Source organism: Dokdonia sp. PRO95 (genome assembly GCF_000355805.1).
Classification (GTDB): Bacteria; Bacteroidota; Bacteroidia; order Flavobacteriales; family Flavobacteriaceae; genus Dokdonia.
Map to the genome: position 1 here is coordinate 268,557 of NZ_CM001837.1, position 26,203 is coordinate 294,759.

Consider the following 26,203-nt stretch of genomic DNA (forward strand, 5'->3'; position numbering starts at 1 on the left):
GGGCAACTCACAACGCGGCCTACTCAATGCAAAATCCAAATTTTGATGAATTTGAAGCTGGATGGCTTTTTACAGAAGATGAAGGTGAGAGCACTCGGTCTGATAACTTTATACAATTAGCCATTGATTACAGAATGGGATATAACGATGACACTAATAATAATTGTGGTGGTTCTGTCTGTGGTCAATTCTCTTATATTTGCGCTCCTAGCTCACCCTTCCCAGCGGATGTAACAGATCTTGACTATAATGAGAACATCACTCTCAACAGCTACAAAAGAATCATTTACAATGGCCCATCAGACTTAGGCCCTGATGATGTAGGGGATACTTGTTTACCCTTAAATTATATTGCTATTTATGTCCCGTCATCTGTGACACCTACTGGCGCGGTTTGTGATGATGCACCTTTATTTGACTTCTATAATGGAAGCTCTACAACAATTCCTTTTCTAACTTGGAAATATCAAAGAGATAATGGACAATGGGCACTATTACCTAACCATAGAAATACCTATCCTCTAGATGCCTCTGTTACTGATATTTTTGGAACCAATCCAGAAAACTATTTTACAGGTGTACTAAAAGTTCAATACACGGTAGAAGCTCAATTTTCTAACGCAGTGTACTATTCACCTATCCACACCATCACTATAGCTCCTAAAACTCCTGGAATACAGAATTTAACTGTTGCTGAAACAAGTTGTGTTTATACAAATGACGGTAGTTTCAATTTGAACTTCGATTCAAATATAAATGGTGATCAACTATTATTTAATCTACGAAAAGGGAGCACTTCGGGCCCGTTATTTACTCGCACAGAAACTATAAATGGTTCTAATTATTTATGGCCTGAAAATCTTGCTCCAGATAACTACTATCTCACTTATCAAACATTACCTAATGGTTGTGATCGAACCTTTGGACCTATAACCATAGGGAGTCCAGATCCCATGGCTTACACCATTACTGCAAATGACATAAGCTGTTTCAATGAAAATGATGGGGAGATTATTATCAATATAGATTCCAGCAATCCTGGCACACCCCCATATAAATACACTATAAATGGAGGTACTCCCATCAACTTTTCTGGTACTAATACAAGCATACAAAATCTAGGTCCTAACAGTTACAACATTCAAGTGTTTGATCAAAATGATTGCACACAAAGACTATAATCTTATGAAAAAGAATTACTTCCTTCTAAGTTTAATTTTATTTGTTTTTGCTTTCGCGAAAGCGCAAAATAATCCAGTTATAACTTATGATGATACGATTGGCCCTACATTAGGTGATAAAATTGTAACGGTTAATTTTGAACAGCCAGCCGCCATAACTATAGATGAGTTAGTTCCTAATGAAGGGAATGTTACTATTTTAGGAGGAAACGATGGGTACTTCACTGTCAGAATTACTGGAGGAAATCCAAATACCTCTGCGGTTGTACCATATAATATTATATTAAAGAAAAATAATGCTGAATATAATGGTGCTACAGTAGATGGAACATCTGGTTCTGGATTTTATGATGTGAATTTTTCTAATTTAATTGCAGGAACAGGTACAGATTCTTATTCTGTAGAAGTATCTAACCCTAACGGAAGCTGTACAGAAATACTAACAAACATTGAAATAACTGAACCTCCCGTATTTGAATTTAATGATGCTTTTGAAGTCGTTAATCAACCTGATTGTAATGGAGATAAAGGTACTATTAAAGTAAGAGCACAAGGTGGAATAGCCGACTATAGCTACCAACTCCTAAAAGAAACCACACCAGGTTCAAACGTATATGTTAATGAAGGATTAACCACAACCTCAAACGCTACAACAGACTATACTACACAAGAGCTTAATCCAGGCAATTACAAAGTACAAGTGAAGGACGATAATGGCTCTGGAAATGCCACTATACTATCTTCTGTTTTTACTATTAATAATGTTGCTCCTGTTACATTTACTCTAAACACAAAGACAGACGTCTCTTGTAAAGGAGGAAATAATGGGGCTATAAGTATCAATGTATCTGGTGGTGACGGGACTTATACTTTTAATTGGACTAAAGCAGGTAGCACATTTACCTCTACCCAACAAAACCTCACAGATTTAACAGCAGGAACGTATACTCTCTACGTTGAGGATTCAAACAACTGCCCAGATAATGTTTCTGACTTTGATCGCATAATCGTGATTGGTGAGCCTACGGATGACCTAGCAATTACCTTAGAAACGTCAGGTATACAAAATCCTACCGGAGTGGGACTTTCTGATGGTTTTATAAAAGTTGATGTTTCTGGTGGAACAGAAAATCAATCCGGAAACCCTTATACCTATAGCTGGACACTTAATAGCGTCGAAGTGGGCGAAGACGAGGATCTTACCAATGTAGAGGATGGAGAATATACACTTACCGTAACAGATGCGGCAGGATGTACTGCAACTTTTACTGATATACTTACTGACCCTCAACCTGTTGAAGCAATGCTAGATATTACAACTTCCATAGATTGTAATGGTGATTCAGGAACATTAGAGGCATCTGGATCTGGTGGTAGTGGATCTTATACTTATGAATGGTTTATTTTTAATGGTTCATCTTTTGTTGATACAGGTGTTACAACCGCAATTTATACTAATGCTGTACCTGGAGAATATAAAATCCAAGTAACAGATGCATTCAATATCAGTGATAGTATATCTATAACTCTCTCTGAGCCCACCTTAATTACCCTATCAAGTCCTACTGTAAAAAACGTTTCATGTTTTGATGGTGCAAATGGCTCTATTGAAATTTCAGCAAGTGGAGGAACTGGAAACTTATCTTACGAATGGAGATTACAGGGTGCAACACCTATCATAGCAACTACAAGCGATATTTTCAACTTAGGTGCTGGCAACTATATACTAACTGTGCGTGATGAAAACATGTGTAGCATCACTATGGACACTCCTATTGCTATTACTCAACCAGCAAGTGCATTATCTATAACTAATTTTACAGAAACTGACATTCTAATCAATGGAGAAGATACCGGTAGTATTGATATTAATGTTTCTGGAGGAACTCCCGGTTATACATTTAACTGGACAAAAAATGGAGACGCTGCCTTTAATAGTGCAACAGAAGACCTATCTGGACTGACCGCTGGTGTATATACAGTTATAGTTACAGATGGACAATACTATGCAGGATCTGGTAATGAAGGTTGTACTACCACTCAAACTTTTACACTAACGGAGCCTAGCTTTTTAGATATTGAAATTGTAGTGAATACAGATATCGATTGTAATGGTAATTTTTCTGGTAGTCTTGATGCCATTGCAACCGGAGGAACACAGTCATATAATTATCAATGGAAAGAATTGATAAATGGAACTTTTGTAAATGTTACAAACTCAACTGCTACCTCATCACAATTACAAAATGTAGGTGCTGGGGAATATGAAGTAACGGTAACAGATAGTAACGGGGCTAGCAATACAGATAGTTATATTTTTATAGAACCTACTCTTATTACAATTTCAAACATAGTTATTCAAGACGTTGCATGTTTTGGTGAAGACACTGGAAGTATAACACTAAATGTTTCTGAAGGTACAGGCCCTTATACCTATGAATGGAGAGATGATCTTAATGACATAGTTGGAAATACAAAAAATCTTCTAGGTGTTACAACCGGAACCTACACACTTACCGTCACCGATTTCAATGGTTGTACAATATCATCTAGTGCGATATCTATAGAACAACCCAATGCTCCTTTATTAATAACTGAGGAAAGCAAAGTAGACCTCACTGGTTTTGAAACTAATAACGGTTCAATAGACATATCTGTAAGTGGTGGTACTACTGACTATTCGTTTTTATGGAGTAAAGAGGGAGATGTAACGTTTACTGCAATAACGGAGGATTTAAATGCTCTGAGCGCCGGAACTTACAATGTACTTGTTACCGACAGTAATAATTGTACAATGACTGACAGCTTTACGCTCACAGAACCTGACTTATTAATTATAGAATCAATAGACCAAGCAAATCTAAACTTATGTTTTGGTGATAGTACCACAGACATAACTTCTGTAGTTTCAGGAGGAGTACCTCCTTACAATTATTCTTGGTACTTAAATAGTGAGCCAGGAAATGTGCTCTCTACCTTAGATAATCTCATAGACAGCCCTGCTGGAATCTATACACTTAATGTAATGGATGATAACGGCAATGAAGCTAGCAGCAATAATATCATTGTTACTGCCCCATCTAAAATAGTAGTCTCAGAAATCCACACGGACATTCTCTGTAAAGGAGAATTGACTGGAGAAATAGATATTACTGTTATTGGAGGGACACCTAAAACTACCGGTGCGCCCTATTTTTATGCGTGGAGCAATGGGGCTACATCAGAAGACATATCTGGAATACCAGCTGGTGAGTATTCTGTCACGGTTACAGATGCAAACACCTGTCAATCTGAAGAGATTTTCATTACCATAAGCGAACCTGTAAATTCACTTTCAATTAGTGATTCTACAATAACTGATGCCACAGGAAGTGGATTAAGTAATGGTAGTGTATCTGTTGTTGTGTCTGGAGGAATTCCAGCTTATGAATACACGTGGACAAATAGTGCAGGCTCTGTCATTTCAAATAGCAATGAAATTACAAATCAAACTGCTGGTATTTACTCACTAACGGTTGTTGATGCAAATGGCTGTACAATTGCACCTACAGACTTTGAAATTAAAGAACCAAATTTGTTAACAGTAGCAATAAACAATATTGATATTACTTGTAATGGAGGTACAGGAAGTCTTGAAGCTGATGCAAATGGAGGAATAGCTCCTTACACGTACTCTTGGAAAGATGAATCTGGTATAGAAATTAGCACAGCTATAAATTCTGGGACCATAGTTTCCGGTGCATATGATCTAACAGTATATGACGCAAATGATAATTCGGAATCGATTATAGGATATTTCTTTTCACAACCTGATGCCATCTCATTAAGCTCACAACTTACTCATGTGAGCTGTCACAATGCGTCAAATGGTGCTATCGAACTTGTAATTACCGGGGGATCCAATAATTATGATATTTCATGGGATTATGATGTAAACAACTCATCTCAGAATGCTTTAGGGCTAGCGGGAGGAACTTATGTAGTTACAATTGTAGATCAATTGGATGCCTCATGTAGGTTAACAGAAACTTTTATTATAGATGAGCCAGAAGCCTTCGGAATAAATAATAATATTGTCCAAATGCCTAGTGTGTCTGATAATGATGGAAGTATCAGTTTAAGTGTTTTTGGAGGTATCGCACCTTTCACTTATGAATGGGTTAATCAAGATGGAACACTTATAAGTACTATGACTGAAGGAGCTAATCATCAAATAAATAACCTAGCCTCTGGAATCTATACAGTTACAGTAACAGATAGTAGTGGAGCTTCTTGTATTGTGAATGAAACCTATATCGTAGGTCTACCTGCTACACTTATCACTGAAATTAATCAATCTGGAACGATTACTTGCGCTACAGATACAGTTGCCTTAAATGTGAATACAACAGGTACATATACGTACCAATGGTTTGATGCTGTTACTGATACTGCAATAGCTAATGAAACTGGAGTTTCAATTACTGTAGGAGGTGGTTCTTACTATGTGAGAGTTATTGATAATGTTAGAGACTTAACAGAAATTAGTACTGCGACTATTGTTATTGAGCCAGCGGCTGTGCAGGCTAGTGTTGTAACCACGAATGCATTGTGTTTTGAAGATGCAAATGGTTCGATAGTCATAAATGCCAATGGCGGAAGCGATAGCTACCAGTATATTTATAGATTAGTTGGTCAAAGTTATCCTACTACTTGGATAGATTTTGAAAATGGTGCTTCTACTACAATCACGGGCTTAATACAAGGTAACTATGAGATTAGAGTAAGAGATAATCTGGGATGCACCTATAATAACAACGGAACCATAGTAAACATACCAGTCACTATATCAGAACCCCAGGTCCTTGCAATTGACAGTGAAACGATTGTAAATACAACTGGAAATGGGTTGAATAATGGAAGCGTTTCTGTAACAATAAGTGGAGGTACATCACCATATACTTTTTTATGGACAGATAGCTCTGGTGCCATTATAAATTCGGATGTTGCAACAATTAATAATCTAATTGCAGATACTTATATTTTAAACATTACTGATGCAAATGGATGTACTATTAGCCCTACAGAGTTTGAGGTGACAGAGCCCCTTGCTCTAGACGTTGACATTGTCAAGACTGACATCACATGCAATGGCGGCACAGGAAACTTAGAAGCAACAGCTAGTGGAGGTACTCCTGAGTACATATATTTATGGACAGATTCTAATAGTAATGTGATAAGCAATTCTTCAAATACTGGTAGTATTACAGCTGGTATTTACAACTTACTTATAAAAGACGCATTTGATAATGAACTCTCACGAGTTATTGAATTTACAGAACCAGATGTTTTAGCTTTAAGCAATATAATTACAGATGTAAGTTGTTACAATGATTCTAATGGAGCTATAGAACTATCAATAACTGGAGGTTCTGGAACCTATGATATATCTTGGGATTATAGTCAGACTAATACCACTACAATAGCTTCTGGTTTATCTGGCGGAACGTATACTGTAACGATAAAAGATGGTATTGATGCTACTTGTATGCTTACAGAAACCTTTACCATAGAAGAACCTGAACCTTATGGTTTAAATAATATTATGGTAACTACACCATCATCTACCAATAATGATGGTACGGTGAGCTTGAATGTTTTTGGCGGTACCGCCCCATTTACATTTGACTGGGTAGATGAAAGCGGTAACGCCGTTACGAGTACTACTGCAAATAGTACAAATTCAATTTCCGGACTAGCAGAGGGAGATTACACATTAACAGTAACAGATAGTAGCCCTTTCAATTGCCAGCTTATAAATACGTTTACCTTAGGTCTTCCTGGAGAGCTGTTAGTGGCCGTAGATCAAACTCAAGAAGTAACTTGTAATGGAGGTAATGACGGACAAATTACTGTTACTACAAATACGGGTGTAAATACGTATACGTGGTATGATGCATCTGTTACTCCTGCTGTATTAATTACAGGTCTAGACACACCTATTGTTCAAGTCGCTGCGGGTACATATTATGTAGAGGTGTATGATGCAGTACAATCTATCACAGAACTTAGTGCTCCTATTATTATTTCTGAACCTGACGCTGTTCAGGCAAGTGTTACCACAACTGATGTAGTTTGCTTTGAAGAGTCAAATGGAGCTTTTATAATAAATGCTATAGGAGGATCTGGAAGTTATGAGTATGTATATAGAGCCGTGGGCGAAAATTATCCAACAGCATGGACACAGTTTGATAATAACACGGCTACTACCATCAATAATCTCTCTCAGGGTAATTATCAAGTAAGAGTAAGAGATAATGCTTTATGTACTTTTAATAACAACAATGGAACAATTACGGATATTGACGTCGTTATCACACAACCTAATGAACTACTTATCTCTGATACTACGATAACAAATACAACAGGTAACGGCCTAGAAAACGGAAATATAACTGTTGTCATTAGCGGAGGCACCTCCCCTTACACTTACTCATGGACAGATAGTTTTGGAACTGTTATCGATTCTGACATATCTACTATTGATGGTATCGCTGCAGGCAACTACACTTTAAATGTTACTGATGCAAGTGGGTGTACTATTGAACCAACAAACTTTATAGTCACCGAACCTAATATATTGAGCGTAGAGATTATCGAGAGTGATATTACTTGTAATGGTGGTGAAGGGAGCCTAGAAGCTATTGTTAGTGGAGGAACTCCTGAGTACACATACTCATGGAAAGATGCTAATAATAATGAAATAAGTAGTACTTCAAACTCCGGTAATATCATGGCTGGCGTGTACAATCTACTTATTACAGATTCATTTAATAATGAACTATCAGAAGTTATTGACTTTGTACAACCTGAGCCTTTAGCTTTAAGCAAAACAATCACAGATGTAAGTTGTTATAATGAAGGTAATGGGTCAATCGAGCTATCAATTACCGGAGGTTCTGGCGCCTATGATGTAACTTGGGATTATAACTCAACAAATACCACAACAATAGCTTCGGGCTTATCTGGTGGAACATATACCGTTACTATAAAGGACCAGATTGATATATCTTGTGAGCTTGTAGAAAGCTTTGTCATTAACGAACCTTTGCCTTATGGAATAAATAATACCGTTGTTCAAATGCCGAGCCCTGAAGGTAATGATGGAAGTATTAGTTTAGGCATTTTTGGCGGAGTTGCTCCATTTACCTATAATTGGATTGATCAAAGTGGTATAAATGTAGCTACCGTAACTGAAGGAGCTAATCATGAACTTAATAACTTATCTGCTGGGATATATACAGTAACAGCAACTGATAGTAGTGGAGCATCTTGCGAGGTTTCAGAAACCTTTATTGTTGGTTTACCGGCTACTCTTATTTCAGATATCGGTCAAACAGGCGTAATCACTTGTACAGATGATACTGTTATACTAAACGTAGTTACTACAAACACCTATAATTATCAATGGTTTAATGCAATCACTAATTCTGTAATTACTGGAGAGACCTCAAGCTCTATTAATGTAGGTGCCGGATCTTATTATATAATGGCGACAGATACGGGGAGAGATTTAGTCGAGATAAGCGCACCTATAACTATTGTTGAACCAGATGCTATTCAAGTAAGTGCTTCCACTACAGATGCTCTTTGTTTCAATGATGCTAATGGGACTATAATTATAAATGCAACGGGTGGTAGTGGTAGCTATCAATATATCTATAGACGCGTTGGGCAGGTTTATCCTACTACTTGGACAGATTTTGACGATAATGCTTCAACTATAATTACAGATATATCGCAAGGTGATTATGAAATAAGAGTTAGAGATAATCTTGGATGTACTTATAATACTAATGGTTCCATTATAAATACACCAGTTACAGTCTCTCAACCTAATGAACTGGTCATTTCTAGTAGTACTATTATAAATACAACTGGTAATGGATTGAGTAACGGTAGTGTTTCGGTTATAATCTCTGGGGGCACCTTAGACTACACCTACCAGTGGTCTAATGCTACTGGTCAAATAGTATCTACTATAGACACCATCGACGACGTAACTGCAGGTATATACACGCTAACTGTTACTGATGCAAATGGATGTACTATTATACCAACTGATTTTGAGGTTTTAGAACCGCAACCTCTCATACTTGATACTAATATCACTGCTATAATTCTTTGCAACGGTGATGCATCAGGATCTATTTCTGTTATGGCGACAGGAGGAGTTCCTTTTTCAAACTCGGCAAATGATTATAATTTCGAATGGTTTGATAATACAACTACCGCTCTTGTGGGAACAAACCCTTCTGTAGATGACCTTATCGCAGGTTCATATTACGTTGTGGTTACAGATGCAAATAATAATGTAGCCGTAAGTGATGTTATTGAAATATCTGAGCCAGATGCTTTATCACTTACACTTGAGGCTGACTTTGTTTTATGTGGAGATCAAAATGATTGGGAGATAATATCGACAGTTACAGGAGGAATTCCGGGTTATAACTATATCTGGAGTAATGGAGATGTATCACCAAATCTTACAAATGTTTTACCAGGAGAATATACGCTTAGTATTTCCGATCAATATGGTTGTGTTACAAGTAATACAATCACACTTGTTCCACCTCCTGCCTTAACAGCAAATGCTACTACTGTAAATACAACATGTTTTGATGGAGAGGACGGTAGCATACAGCTAGCTCCCGCGGGTGGCTCACCTCCATATTTATACATATGGGATAACGGTGGTTCATCTAATATTGTAAATAATCTAGAAGCTGGAACCTATCAAGTTTCAATTATTGATAGTAAAGGCTGTGAAATTATTGAAACGTATGAAATAACAGAACCCGCTGAAACTATTTTGAACTTAGGTCCAGATACCACATTATGTTTAGACCAAACTTTAGAGCTAGATGCAACTATTGCAAATGGATTATCTTACAGTTGGACTTCAGATAACGGTTTTACAAGTAGCGACCCACAAGTCGTCTTGTCTGAAGAAGGAACTTATACCGTAATTGCAACAAACACAAGTGGATGTATTGTAACAGATGAAATATCTATTTTAACTGTAGAAGAACCTATTAATGCAGAGTTCTTAGTTTCTACTCAAGCATTTATTGATCAACCATTCGTTATTGTTCAAGTGAGCGATCCTTTTCCTGATACCGTAGAATGGATACTTCCTGAAGAGGCAAATATTCTTGAAATGGGTACAGACTATGTTGAACTTAGTTTTAGTGCCACAGGTGAATATGACCTTACTTTAAAAGTTACAAATGGAAATTGTACAGAATATCAAACTAAGCGCATTATTATTATCGAAGGTCAGGAATTTGATGTAGAGTTAGAGTCGAATGATGATCCTACTGTCAAGTCATTTTTGATATATCCTAACCCGACCTCAGGTGAGTTTACGCTTGACGTAGAATTAAAAGAAATAATGCCTCTAAGTGTTAAGGTATTTGGTCTTTCCAATAATATCCCTGTTGATCAAAGATATCTAGATAATCAAGATACATATCAAGAAACTTATAACTTATCAGTAGCCTCAGGAGTATATTTTATATTACTAGAAACTCCAAATAATACAGTTCTCAAAAAATTAATTATCCAGTAACCTAAGGTTTGGACAGTTTTATAATGTTAAGTAGTATTGTAAAACTGTTTGAATCTATGACCTATAGAGCAAGATTAAAGTCAATCGTACATCTCTTCATAACTAATCCGTTTTTCTTAAGGAGAATGGACAATTATATATTGTCTAATTCTTTTTAATATACGACCTTCAAACGTCATTAAGAGTAACAATTAGACCTAACTATTTCAATTTAGTAAATTAGAAATTATAATAAGAGGAGAGTTTAAACTCACGCTTTCGCGAAAGCGTAACACTACTCACTAAGGTTATAAGAATTTATAGCATCAGATACTTCATAACCTAGACGTAATCCTTCTGTGCAATCCATTCTCACATGTACTCCTAGTGGAAGTCTAGAGTAAGCATTTTCTTGAGCCATTTCTGAAAGGGAATTATACTGTCTAGGCGCTCCTCTAAATTCGGTTCTACCTTCGTGTGTTTTGTCTGTAAAATTGATAGTGTTTCCAAACTCATTGATAAATACCCCAGCTGCCGCCGAAGAAAATGCAGAATGGCCCGAGGGATACCCTGGGAATGACGGGTTAGGCCAATTAATAAACCTATATAAATTGGTTTGATAAGTTGGGTCAATATGCGCTTGGATATATACACTAGGGCGCATTACCATATACTCATACTTATCTGCCCAAGTGGAAACAGCAGCATCGTTTAATGAGAAGCCTAACTTTAAAAGTATCATAAGTGATTGCTCATAACTCACATCCATTTGATCTATCAATTGATTTGCAATAGAAATTTGGCGACCAGGAGGACTCATCATAAGACCTTCTACATCGTCAGACCAGAACTCTGCTACCCACAAATCATCATTATTTTCTTCTCTAGCTGCGTTGTTGATGGTATACACTTCCATCATTTCATTATAAAAGTCGCTATCTACATTAGTGCTATAATTAATTGCTGGCGGCACACTTGATGTCTCTTCTGAAGATATTACAAATGTTCTTGCACTTGCCCAATAAGGAAACCAAGCTCTCTCCTCATCTGCACTGTAGGTCCAGTAGCCTTCACCTGCAGGAGGTTCATAAGCATAGGGTTGTGGTTCTATTATTTGAGATTCAGCTGCGGTATCAGTTTGACTGTATGCAATTACTTGTTCTGCAACGTAGGTTCCCCAGGCTATAGAATTTGCAATTACTTCTGCACTCAAACCTTCTTGAAGTCTAGTTTCTTGAGCATTTTTATGTTGGCCAATTTTCACATCTACATCTCCTTGCACATTATACATGAAATGATCAAAAACTATTGCATAGCAAGTGTTTAATGCCGTTTTGATATCTATGCTATCTGGACGCTCACTAAAATCAATGGTTAATCTATCAATATTATTCACATTAGATTGATAGCCATCTATATCTGCAACCGCTACTTCATATGCCGCGAGATGTATGTAAGCTAAGGATCTAGCAGTAGCAACTGGTCTCATCCCGTATGCATATTGATCTACTTCTAACCAGAGCGTATTCCAGTCTGTGATGAGTTGTGTTGTTTGGTCTGTAACAGCTATTGAAGTATCAATAATATCAGATACTTCTAGATTTTGATTAAGACGCACATCATCTAGATCATCTTGACACGATTGAAATAATACGAAAACAAAAAGTCCTAAAAGAAACGAATATCTACGTGGGGTTCTCATAATGAATTATTTAAAGAGTATAATACGCCATAAAAGAGGTCAAACCCCTATGACATGTACAGATTACAAATAATTTAATATTCCTTTATATGATAGTTTTATTTCTAAACAATACTAAAGATTTAAGCAAGATATAAAAACGCCTTAAAAATCTAACAATCAATAAATTATACTAACAAATAATTATACTAGTACGAAAATCTAGAATCAACAAAAAACATCGATGAAATACATTAATAATCTACAAAATACACAATTTAACATTTTTATTAACATTTATCGTAGGTTTTTTTCTAGTTTAGCAGCTTTAAAAATAAACCCCTAATGAATTAAGGTATCCCAAATTCCTTAATTGACTTAAACCTACTATTGTTATGAAGCAAACCTACTTAAAGGTTGTTATCCTCATTTTTGTGTTTGTATTTGGTGTTATGACTACCTCGCAAGGGCAGGTTAACTTATCACAAGCTGTAAACCACAATCACACTACCTTGAATTCTAATGGTACTGTAAAGCGAGTTATCATTAAGACAAAAAATCCAGAGACATTAAAACTATTATACACGAAAGGCTTTGACTTTACTTGTGGTAGTAAAGGCGTTTCTACAGGGGTACAATTGGATTTAAATGAAAATGAAATTAATATTCTAAAAGAGCTGAATATTCCTCATCAAATTACTATTGATAATTTGACAAAGTACATCAGCGAAAGAAATAATCGTAATCTACCTCAAGCTAAAACTGAATTAAAGAGACTTAAAAGTATTAGCCAAGGAAAGTCTCCTAGCCCTCTTGCTAATTTAGGTCAAACTACAAGATCTTTTAGTCAAAGTTCTGAAAGCATTCCAAGCGCTATTCAATATGACGAATGCAGTGAGGTAGACTGGACTCCTCAAAATTTTACGCTAGGTTCTATGGGAGGGGCTTATAATTACCAAGAAATCTTAGATCAATTAACTCTGATGCAGCAAATGTATCCTAACATTATTTCAGTTGCTAAAGACGCTTCGCCTACTAACCAGAAAACACATGGTTATACTGGAACAAACCCAGATATAGCTCCCCAAACTATGTGGTATGTAAAAATATCTGACAATCCAGATACAGATGAAGCTGGTGAACCTCAGTCATTAATTACGGGAGCAGCTCACGCAAGAGAGGTAAGTAGTGTGATGAATATCATCTACTACATGTGGTATATTTTAGAAAACTATAATGTGGATCCACTTATCACAAATATGATTGATAATCAAGAGCTTTACTTTATACCTGTTATTAATCCTGATGGGTATATTTATAATGGTATTCAAGCTCCTAATGGTGGAGGAAACCAAAGAAAGAACCTTAGACCAGGCACTGGTAATGGACAATACACTCAAGGGGTTGACCTTAATAGAAACTCTCCATACTATTGGGGAATAGATGATGCAGGATCTTCGCCTAGCGTTATATCTGGAACTTATAGAGGTCCATCTCCAGCATCTGAACCAGAAACACAAATCATAGCTGATTTTGTACAGTCCAAAGATTTAAAAGTAGCGATCAATCACCACTCAGGCTTAAATTCAATTGTAACATCATCATATAATGGAAGTACCTCTGCAGCACCTTCTGGTCGTGAAGATGAGTTCCAAGAGCTTATGCAAAATGTAACCCATTACAACCGTTACATCCATGGCTCTGCTCCAAATACATTATATCCAGCTAATGGAGATTTTAATGACTGGATGCTTGGAGGTCCACCAGTGACCACCAACCCATCAGGAGGAGGTTCTTATACTAATTCGGGCTCTGGAAAGAATATTATTGCCTTTACTCCAGAAAATGGCGACGAGTTTGCTCCAGACCCTACACATATTGTACCTGTGGCAAAAAGAGCTTTACGAATGAATTTGATTACCAGTCTATCTGCTGGTAGTTATGCTCAGTTGCACGACCTTACAAATACAGATATAAATGGATTAAATTCTACACTAAACTTCGCAGTTGAATATATAGGTCAGACACTTGATGATTTGACGCTCACAGTTACTCCTGTAAGCTCAAATATCAATAGCATAACAGCACTACCTCTCAATTCATTGAGTAACATGAGTAAGCTAGAACAAAGAGAAGTAAGCTTACCTATAACCCTAAATGGCAGTATTCAGCCTAATGAACTTATAGAATATGAAGTTACTTTAAGCAACAGCAATTATGATATATACAAAGCTGTATTTCGAAAATATTACAACCCTACAATTCTAATAGATGCAGATGGTATCTCAAACTGGACTGGTAATTGGGTAAACTATACTAATGGATATAATGGAAGTACTAATGCAATATCTGTAGTCTCTAGCGGGTCATATGGTAATAACCAAGTACGAACCACTACCTTGAGTACACTACAAAATTTTGACTCTTCAGAGGGTTACGTAATACAATTTAATGCCTTCTGGGATATAGAGCGCAATTTTGATCTAGTACAGCTGGAGGCATCGACAGATGGAACTAACTGGACAGCATTATGTGGTAAGTACAATAAACCTGCTGCACCTACATCTGTTAATAATCATTTTAATAGTACTAAAGGAGGTCCAAATAACCCTAGTAATCATCAAGAATCAAATGGAATCTACGTGTATGATGGTGATCAGATTGTAAATGGCGTTAACAAGTGGATACGAGAAGAAATATTTATCGACTTTGAAAACAACACGACATTATTAGGACAGACTGGAGTGCAACTCCGCTTTAGGTTTGATAGTGATGGAAGCAATATACGCGATGGATATAACACGGATTTTGCTGGTTTTATTTTTGATGATTTTAAAATTTTAGCCTTAGATACTTATACTCCTGAGTTATGTACAGAAACAGCTATCTCAAGTTTCCCTTATAATGAAAGTTTTGAATCCGGACTAGGCGTATGGTCACAAGATCAAGGTGATGATGGAGAGTGGTTAAGAAATTCTAGAGGCACTCCCTCTGGAAGTACAGGTCCAAACGGAGCAAATGATGGAACTTTCTATTTATACACAGAAGCTACAGAAGATCCTAACGCTCCAGGGGAAAACTTAGGTAATAATGCTACAGCAATATTAACAAGTCCTTGTTTTGATTTATCTAATGCCTCTAGTGCGACTTTCAACTTTGACTACCATATGTTTGGAGACAATATGGGGAATTTAATTGTAGAAGTACTTGATGATGAAAACTTCACATGGACGCCTCTATTTACACAAAATGGAAATACTGGAGCTACACAAAACCAATGGAGTTCGGAAAGTGCAGCATTAACACCATATTTAAATAAAACTATTAAAATAAGATTTGTAGGAACCACTGGAAATGGCTTCAGTAGTGACATGGCTATCGATAATATAGAACTGTTAGCCACTATAGAAGAACCGGACACTGTACCTCCTACAGCTGTATGTCAAAATATTACTGCTTCATTAGGAGCAGACGGTACGGTAACTATTCTCGCTACACAAATTGACAATGGATCTACAGACGATGGTACAATCGCAAGCTTAACACTAGATATTGATACTTTTGACTGTTCAAACGTTGGTGTAAATACTGTTACTCTTACTGTGACAGATACTGGAAATAATACAGATACTTGTACAGCAACCGTTACAATTGAGCCATATACTACAGCTCCAGATGGTTTGGCTATTTCAAACATAGAAATCACTACAGCGAGCGTAAGTTGGAATGCAGCGGCAAGTGGGGATTATAGTTTACGCTTTCGCGAAAGCGGAACTACAGCCTTTACGACGCAAGTTGTTTCTACAAACACATTTGAACTAGCAAATCTAGAACCTGAAACTACTTATGAAGCCCAAGTAAGCGCAGTATGTTCTGGCGCAGCAAATTCACCATATAGTACCGTTGTAGAATTCACTACAAAACCATTGTGCGATGCAATTACAACTTTACCTTATACTGAAAACTTCACAGCAGACTTCGGGATTTTTGAACAAATAGATGGTGATGATGGTGATTGGTTGAGAGATAATGATGGAACTCCAACAGGAGATACTGGACCAGGAACAGGAACAGGTAATTTGCTAATTGATGGTGATGACTATTTATATGTAGAAGCATCTGCACCCGCCACAACAGTTGGCGGTATTAATCAAGGTAGTACTGCCATATTACAATCACAATGTTTAGACCTTACAGATTATACTATCGCAAGTTTAGTTTTCAACTATCACATGAGAACAGCAGGCACATTCTCCCAAAGACCAACATTGGACATTGTTGTAAGTGAAGATGGCGGAGAAACTTTTAGTCCGGCAGTTGCTCAACTAGAAGGCGCTGACGGAACAGGCTGGAGAGAAGAGACTATTGACTTATCATCATTTTCAGGAAAAAATATCAAACTTAGGTTGGTAGGTAATACAGGAGTAGGAAGTTTTCAAGGAGATATAGCTATAGATAATTTACGTTTTATCGCTTCAAATACAACCTACATTTACGACGCAGGAGCTTGGACACCACAAGATCCAAGTGGTGACGCTACAAGTAATGATAATATCGAAGTACGTTCTGGCGCTCCTACCCTATCTGCAAATACAGTAGTAAATAATGTAACAATACTTGCTGGTGCAACATTAGATCTAGCAGCTACTACTCTGGATGTAAATGGTGACCTTACTAATGCGGGTGACATCTCAGGAGCAAGTGGTACACTTTTAATGACGGGAAGCTCTCCTCAAGAAATTGCAGGTAATGCTCTTGAAATTGCCAACTTAGTTATTGATAATAGTGATACCACTCAAGGTGTTACCTTAAGCACGGCACTTTCAATCAATAAATTATTGACATTAACAGATGGAACTCTTAATACTGGAGATACACTCACCTTATTGAGTAATGCTACAAGAACTGCAATGATCGATGTTATCACTGGAGGTACTATCTCTGGTAATGTAACTACAGAAAGATACATTCCAGCAAGGAGGGCTTTTAGATTATTTTCTAGTCCAGTAACCACAGTGACAAGTATCAATGCAAACTGGCAAGAAGGTGTTCATAATACAGGCACGTCTTTTCCTACCGATAACATGAATCCTAACCCAGGTTATGGTACTCATATCTCAGGTTCCTTAACAGGTGAAAATGGCTTTGATGCTACAGCTTCTGGAAATGGATCTATTTTTAAATTAGACAATGCTTTGCAGTCTTGGCAAGATGTTACCAATACAGATGTAACTACCTTGACTGCTGGTGAACCTATTAGACTTCTAGTAAGAGGTGATCGTAGTGTTAACATTACAAGTAACGCTGCAACTCCTACTGCCACAACATTAAGAGCGACAGGAACTCTCGCTACCTCACCTGTCAGTTTCAGTGGTAGCACACTTAACCATAATGCTGGAGCTTTTAACTTTATAGGAAATCCATACCAAGCTTCCATAAATATCAATACGACACTAGCCTCTTCTACAAATGTGAGAACTGGTGAAGTTTGGGTATGGGATGCTACACTAGGCGCTAGAGGGCAATATGTAACTGTTCTTTTAGACGGAAGTGGTTCTAGTAATGGAGCTAATTCTAAAAACTACCATTACATACAACCAGGACAAGCTATATTTACAGCAACAGACGCTACTGTAACAGATAGCAGTACTCAAATTGTGTTCAACGAGATAGATAAAGTCACAGGTAATGAAGTGCCTCTTTACAGCAACTCATCAAATGCGATTGCAACATCACCACACCTCATAGGTAGATTATACAGAAGTGAACACTATGGTGAAGACGCAGGTCTACAAGACAACTTTGTAATTCTGTATAATGATCGTTATAGTAATGACGTAACTCCAGAAGATGTTTCAAAGTTCTTCAATATCGATGAGAACATGGGCGTTTTAAGAGATGGAGGCTTACTAAGCGTTGATAAAGTAGCTATGCCTACAGAAGACGACCAGATACAACTTTACAATGCTTTATATCGTGCAAGCGATTACACCTTAGACCTTGAGCTTTATGGACTCACAGACATAGAAACATATCTCAAGGATAATCATACAGGTGTTACTACCTTACTAGAAGAAGGATTAAACACTATCTCCTTTAGCGTTGACAGTAATATGGAGACAAGTTTAGATACAAAGCGCTTTGAAATTATATATCAGCGCGAGGTGTTATCAACCACAGCTGAGGAAGCCGTTGATTTTACAATGTATCCTAATCCTATCACAAATGGAAGATTAACTATTACCTCTACTGCATTTTCCGGAAGCAAGGTAGATGTGATAATCACAAATTTATTAGGACAAACGATAATGACCAAGGAGGCATCATTCAATGGTAATAAGACTGTAATTGATAATCTTAACCAACTAAGTAGCGGTATGTACATACTATCTATAGAGAATAAAGAAATCAAGATTTCTCATAAAATTGTTATTCAATAAATTAAAAATATTCATATGACTACATATAAAAAATATATCCTAACTACACTCTTCTTTTTATTCATAAGTGCGGGAGCTCAAGCTCAAATAATCTTTGCAAATGATGTAAACGACGAAGCTCCAGCTGCACCCATAGATGGATTTATAGCAATTGGTATCGCTGCAGGTGCATATATTGGATTTAAGAAGAGGGCGCAGTCAGAAAAATAATTATTTAGTGTTAATTCAAGGCGAAAGGAGCATTCTTTATAGAATGCTCTTTTTGTTTTTGGGAATTACGCTTTCGCGAAAACTTGAAATTTATCACCCTATCCAATCAAGTTGAAGTTTATCATGAAACCATAATTACTTCAATACTAAAAACCTAATAGCAAGCAAATTACACTCAGCAAAGTCAACAAAATCATCGACGAAATACACATACACCTCAAAAAACCACAAGTACAACCTACTTGTTTTTAGGTAAAAACATCGGTGAAATACACAATTATCAGCTCAATTACACATTTTTAGCTGTTTTCCTATTATAAATCTAGTTTTTTTCATAATTTAGCCGTCCCAACTCACTACAACACCCACCCCAACGGTTTTGTAGCGACAAATCTGACAAAATGAAAAGCCCCTCAATTAATCGAGTATTACTTCTCGCCTCCGTAATTTTGGTTATCACACAATGTGTGTCATCCATTAGCGCGCAAACTGTTTTATTTAATGCAGACTTCTCAAATACCACTGGTGATAATGCGTGGACCCAGAGCATCAATACTAATGGCTCTTTTACTGTAGGAGGAATTGCTGTCAATAATCAATATCCTTCTTATGCAAACAATGCTCTTTTTGCGCTAGAAAGTCCTGTAATAGATTTAACTGGTTATGGAAATCTAACCCTTGATTTAGATCATTTTTACAAAACTCAACCTGGGAGAGATGGAATTCAACTTCAGTATCGCATAAATGGAGGTCCATGGTCTGTTCTTGGAACAGCAGCTAGTGGCTTCTATAATGATACAGATGTAGATGGCATAGCTAATAATACCGATGGATGGTCTGGCGATAACACACCTACAGGTGGTGATGCCTTCACTAATGCTCCTACGCTAAATCTTAGCGCATTTGACACTAATTTTAATAACGCAGCAAATATTCAAATTCGAGTAGTTTTTGGAAGTGATAATATTGGTGATATTTTGACCGATAATAATGGGGCTGCTATTGACAATGTAATCATTAGGGGATTACCTGCAACTAATTGCATTGATGCAACGTTATATACGGAAAGTTTTGAAACTGGTTTTGGTAGATGGTCACAAACTACCGCAGATAATTTTGACTGGTCTATAGGTTCTGGGAATACTCCAACGAATAATACCGGTCCATCTACCGCATCAGACGGCAATCAATATGCTTATATAGAAGCTAGTAATTCAAGTACAGGTTCAGTAGCCCGATTAATTTCAGATTGTATTGACCTTACTAATTACACCTCTGCTCTTTTTGAATTTGACTATCATATGCATGGTAATAATGGATCACTTAATTTAGATATAAGTACAAATGGAGGAGGTTCTTGGTCGAATTTATTTTCTAGAAATGGAGAACAGCAGGCGGATGAAACATCTCCTTGGTTAACAGAAACAATAAGCCTTAATGCCTACTTGGGCTCCGTTGTTTACTTTCGCTTCTCTGCTACAGACGGTACTGGAAATAACAACAGATCGGATACAGCGATTGACGCTATATCAATCACTGGAATTAACGGTCCTACACCAGACATTAGTCTATCGGGTAATTCAGTAATTATATCAGATGGTGATGCTATTCCAACACTGGCAGACAACACAAATTTCGGAACAACAACTGTAGGAGCACCTATCTCTAAAATATTTAGAATTTCAAACACAGGAGTTGCAGATTTAATTTTAGCGGGAACACCAACAATAATCGCTGCTGGTACTCCTGGATTTAATTACTTTACTATAACACAGTCACCTGCAACAACAATAATTCCAGGAGGTAATACTACTTTTGAAATCACCTATAATCCGCTACTTACAGGAATACATAATGCAGAAGTATTAATTGCTTCTAATGATCCGGACGAGAACCCTTTTAATTTTGTTATATCTGGCACTACTTTGGATGTAGAACCTGAGATTGTTCTGTCGGGTGATGGAATAGAAATAAGTAATAATGATATTACTCCATCCTTAACAGATAACACTAATTTTGGAAGTGTTGAGCTTGGTTATTCTGTAACAAAAACATTTGTAATTGAAAATGAAGGAATTAACGATTTACTACTCACTGGAGGCAGCCCATACATAGATATTGTAGGAGCTGGTGCTTCTAGGTTTCAGGTATCTCTTATTCCAAACAATACGATAGCTGGTGGAAATTTTGTTACATTTCAAATTAAATACACTCCAGATGCTCTAATTACACACCCCGCAACTGTTAGGATTCAAAACAATGACACAGATGAAGGGACGTTTTTATTCAACATTCAAGGAACGGGTATAGTAAATAACAACCTTGATTACACTATCTACTACGAAAATTTTGATACAGATGATGGCAATTGGACGCCTAGTTCAACTTCTGGATCAATTTGGAGATACGGATCAAATAACGTAGAAGCTGGGGCTGAAGGAGACTATTGGTATACAGATAATTATAATAATTATGCTAATAATACCAGAACTTACGTAACAAGTCCTCCAATATCGCTGAGTGGTTATTCCAATGTTCGTTTTTTATTAGATATGAGAATTAATACTAATGCAGACCGTGATGACGGTATGCAAGTACAATATCGTCTTAACGGTGCAGGTGTATGGAGTACGCTAGGTGATAATACGGATACATCAAACTGGTATAATGATGCCGAGGTTCGTGCCATAGGAATAAATGAAAATGGCTGGTCAGGTGATAATGAATCAGATCTTAATGTTCCTGGAAGATCAGATTTCACGCAACAATTTGTAGATCTACCTAGTAACACCATTGGACAATCCATTGAGTTTCGTATCTACTTCGCATCAGACGGCGGAACAACAGATGATGGGGCAAATTTTGATAATGTTTTTTTAATAGGCACCCAAGATAATCCAGATCCAGATCCAGTAATTGCACCAGGAGCTGTTACTCCTAACATGAGTTTATGGCTTAAAGCAAACGACATCGACGCTGTGTCAAGTGGTGATTTACTTAATATATGGCAAGACAGAGCTCGTGATAATGATGCATTTACTGCAGAGCTCGCACCACCAACGTATCATAACAGTGCAGCAATCAATGCTAATTACAACCCTCTAGTTGAATTTGACACGTCTGCCAACCAAGTTCTTAAGGGAAAAGGAGGATTTGATACATCAGATTATTGGGTGGTGTTACGAACGCCCCAACTTAATGAATCTGGTGTAATAGAGGGCGTACTATCTGGGCGTGTAGAAAGAGGTGCATTTGCAAATGATGGAACTGGCTTATGGGTTAATCCAGGTTCTGAAAGATTCAACAATCAAGATAACCTCGTAAGTCATATGATAGGAGCAACTCCTCAAAATACATCTGCCGCAGATGGTAGTAATTATGGAAGAGCTTATGTAAGTACTGCAGATGAAATGAATAGCGAACTTATCATACTAAATGTGAAAGCAAGTAGTGATGGACTTACCAGTGAAATTTACAAAAACGGTGTTCGTATTGACAATTATACTGGAACATATTCTGTAAGTGGTAACGACATGCCATACTCAGAAGTAACAAATAGCCAGTTCAATTTAGGAGTAGGAAGAATTACGCTAGTAGGTCATGCTTTCCAATCATTTTTTGAAGGGCAAATCACAGAATTTATTAGTTATAGATTACCAAATTCGCTATTCGACCAAAAGCGAATCCAATCATACTTAGCTATTAAAAATGGTATTACATTGCACTCTGTTACAAGTGACCCTACAAACGATGATGCAAATCCCGGAGATGAAAATTACGTTGACAGTGCTGGAAATATTATCTGGAATGCTGTCAATAATAGTGGGTTTACACACGATATTGCAGGAATAGGTAGGGATGATGCGAGTGGTTTAAATCAAAAACAATCTATCTCGAGTCATATTGATGGAGCGATTACAATGGGAATCGAAACTATTTACGATACAAATAGCGATCACATTAATTCTGCTTCAGCGACTATTGATGACAAAAACTTTTTAATGTGGGGTAACAATAATGCATCACTATCTGCGGCCTCGCCTATCGCTGTAGATATGAGTTTAAACATTCCTGGATTATCCACAAATGTGAATTTTATCTCTATAAATCGTACTTGGAAAGTCGTTGAAACTGGTGATTTAAGTACTGTAAAAGTATCTTTAGAAGAATCCCTATTATCAGCAACTATTACCCCTCCAGGAAATTTCTTTATGTTTATTTCAGACTCTCCTACGTTTGACCCGACGTCAGACTATCGCATAATGACATCTAACGGTTCTAAACTAGAAACTACGTACGATTTTACAGGTGAAAAATACATCACATTCGGTTATGCTCCAGAATATATCTATGAGCGATCAATTACATTTGATGGTACTAGAGATTATATGGATGCAGACGATGTTGCAGATCTTACTGGGCCTTTCACTATATCGACTTGGGTAAAACGAGGAGCAAATGCAAATAATAGCGATATTATTTCAAAAAGAAATATTGGTCCATATACAGAAGGGTATGCACTTCTACTTAACAACGCTAGAAGACCCCGCATTGTATGGAAAAATGCAGCAGGCACTACTGAAGCTTTAAACTCTTCTATTGTACTTCCTCAGGATGAATGGCACCACGTTGCTGTAATATATGATGGAAATAGAGTTACATTTTACATTGACGGTATAGAAGATACCTCTGCTGTGCGCAATGCTCCGGCAAGTTCAAATCAACACTTTCTAGTAGCTGCTGCAAACTACCAGAGTCCTACAAGATTCTTTGATGGAACTATAGATGAGGTAAGAGTATGGAATCAAGCATTATCGCAAGAGCAACTACAATTCATTATGAATCAGGAAATAGAGAAATTTACCGATGACTCTGTTAATGGTAAAATTATACCTCAAAACATCTCTAAAAACGAAGTAGCTAGCATTCCTTGGGCAGACCTAGAGATGTATTTACCTATGAATAAATACACTTTCACAAACGTAAAAGATGAATCTGATAATAATTACGTAGCAGCTATTAAAAATCTTCAAACGGTAGATTTCCAAACGGCTCCCCTACCTTATGTTTCGACAGCAGATGGGGTATGGGCAAACACTAACACATGGACTAACGGGGATACACAAGCACTACCAGGAGCGCCTTCAATAGTTGATGGAACGCAAACCATTGACTGGAATATTGTTCAAACAGCTCACAATGTGTCTACGGCATCAAATAACACGGTTCTAGCACTTGATGTAAATACAGCCGAGTTAACCATTGGGAATGATAGTAAGATAGAAGTATCTCACTATTTAAGATTAGACGGCATAATGGATCTTGTAGGAGAGTCACAATTAGTGCAAACAGAAAATAGTGACTTAGCAGCTACAAGTTCAGGAAGATTAGAAAGAGATCAACAGGGTACATCAGATACCTATTCTTATAATATCTGGTCATCTCCAGTAGGTCCAATAAATATAACAGACATCAATGAAGCACACACTGTTGCTTCTATAATGAATGATGGTACAGATGAAAACAACCCACAGTCATTAAACTTTAGTACTGGCTATAACGGGGCTAATTCTACACCAAAGACCGTAAGTGCATACTGGTTATACACTTACAGAAATGATCCTGCAGATACCTATAGCGCATGGGAACAGATAGGACCTTATGGAACCCTTGAAACTGGTGATGGTTTTACTATGAAAGGCCCAGGCAGCGGCGCAGTAACAGACCCTCAGAACTACGTGTTTATCGGTAAGCCAAATAATGGAACAGACGCAACATCTATTGATAAAACAATAAATGCCGGTAATGACTACCTTATGGGTAACCCTTTCCCTTCTGCTCTTGATGCAAATAAATTTATTAATGATAATCCACACTTAACGGGCACACTATCATTCTGGGAGCACTGGGGTGGAGGTAATCATTTCTTAGCAGACTATGAAGCTGGATATGCACTCTATACTTTAAGTGGGGGTACTCCTGCAGTAAGTCATCCTGCTCAAAATACGAGCGGTGCAAGTACCAATACTCCTACGCAATTTATAGCCGTAGGTCAAGGATTCTTTGTAAGAGGAGCTACTACTGGGACTACTAGTTTTAATAATACACAACGCGTGTTTGCTAAAGAAGCATCTTCTGGTTCGTTTTTCTTTAATGGGCAAAACCAACAAACAGAAAGTACTCTTAACGCAGAAGATGAAATTGTAAAACACGAAGATCTGAGAGAGAAATTTAGAATAGGTTTTGATTCCCCTAGTGCTTATCACAGACAGCTTTTAATGACTATTGATGAGAATACGACTTTTGGGTACGATAGAGCTTATGATGCAGTGATAGACAATCACCCACAAGAGGATATGATGTGGATGCTAGATGATGAGAAAGCAATAATTCTTGGAGTTCCTAGTATTGAAAATGACAGAAAATTTCCTCTACGTATAGGATTACCTATGGATGGCGAAATCTCTATTGGTGTAGACGCTCTTGAAAATGTAAATACAGATAATACCACTGTATATTTATTTGATGCACTTCAAGACACCTATACAGATATCACTATAGATCAGAAATTCACTCTTACGCTAGAAGCTGGAACTTACTTAGACAGATTCTATATCGTTCTTGAAAAAACTGCAGAGGCAGAAGAAGAGACGGAGGATACTGCAGAAGAAACAGATGAACAAGAAGAAGAGGATCAAGATATCGAAGTGGTAGATACGGAGACTATTGATGATGCTGAGCAATCAGATAATTTAAGTGTTTACTTCAACAGCCAATCGCATAACATTATAATAAATAAAAGGGTAGATTATGATGTACAGTCTGTACAGTTATTTACCATGTTAGGACAACTTATTAAAGAATGGACACCAGAAAGCGAAACTACAAGAGTAGAATTACCAGTACAAGATGTAAGTACGGGTGCTTACATCATTAAAGTGCAGAAATTACAAACTACACACACTCAAAAATTAATTATTCACTAACATTGCCCCAAATCGCAACGTTGACAAAACCTCCTTTTTAAAGGAGGTTTTTGTTTTTTGTACGCTTTCGCGAAAGCGTAACCCACTCTATAAAACTTTAAGAAAATACTAACATA

The 26,203-nt window shown here is 37.1% G+C and carries 6 protein-coding genes; 5 read left to right on the forward strand and 1 reads right to left on the reverse strand.

What is annotated here, in order from left to right; genetic code table 11:
- Positions 1–26: 26 nt before the first annotated feature.
- Positions 27–1,181, forward strand: coding sequence for a SprB repeat-containing protein (locus tag D017_RS01090; RefSeq protein WP_035334208.1), 1,155 nt, complete (start codon positions 27–29; stop codon positions 1,179–1,181).
- Between the two features lie 4 nt (positions 1,182–1,185).
- Positions 1,186–10,791, forward strand: coding sequence for a T9SS type A sorting domain-containing protein (locus D017_RS15230; protein WP_160164949.1), 9,606 nt, complete (start codon positions 1,186–1,188; stop codon positions 10,789–10,791).
- Between the two features lie 274 nt (positions 10,792–11,065).
- Here D017_RS15230 and D017_RS01100 read toward each other — a convergent pair whose 3' ends face one another.
- Positions 11,066–12,472: a vanadium-dependent haloperoxidase gene (locus D017_RS01100; RefSeq protein ID WP_035334210.1), complete on the reverse strand. Its 1,407-nt coding sequence runs from the start codon at positions 12,470–12,472 to the stop codon at positions 11,066–11,068.
- A 374-nt stretch (positions 12,473–12,846) separates the two neighbouring features.
- On the opposite strand from D017_RS01100, the gene D017_RS01105 reads away from it, so the two are divergent.
- From D017_RS01105 to D017_RS01115, 3 genes are all read left to right on the forward strand, one after another.
- A complete protein-coding gene (locus D017_RS01105) occupies positions 12,847–18,891 on the forward strand; it encodes a M14 family zinc carboxypeptidase (protein ID WP_035334211.1) in 6,045 nt (2,014 codons plus the stop codon).
- 15 nt (positions 18,892–18,906) lie between these two features.
- The gene (locus D017_RS01110; protein ID WP_035334212.1) at positions 18,907–19,101 is read left to right on the forward strand and encodes a hypothetical protein; all 195 of its coding nucleotides are present in this window, start codon (positions 18,907–18,909) and stop codon (positions 19,099–19,101) included.
- Positions 19,102–19,502: 401 nt separating this feature from the next.
- A complete protein-coding gene (locus tag D017_RS01115) occupies positions 19,503–26,087 on the forward strand; it encodes a choice-of-anchor D domain-containing protein (protein WP_081804615.1) in 6,585 nt (2,194 codons plus the stop codon).
- The last annotated feature ends 116 nt before the right edge of the window (positions 26,088–26,203 follow it).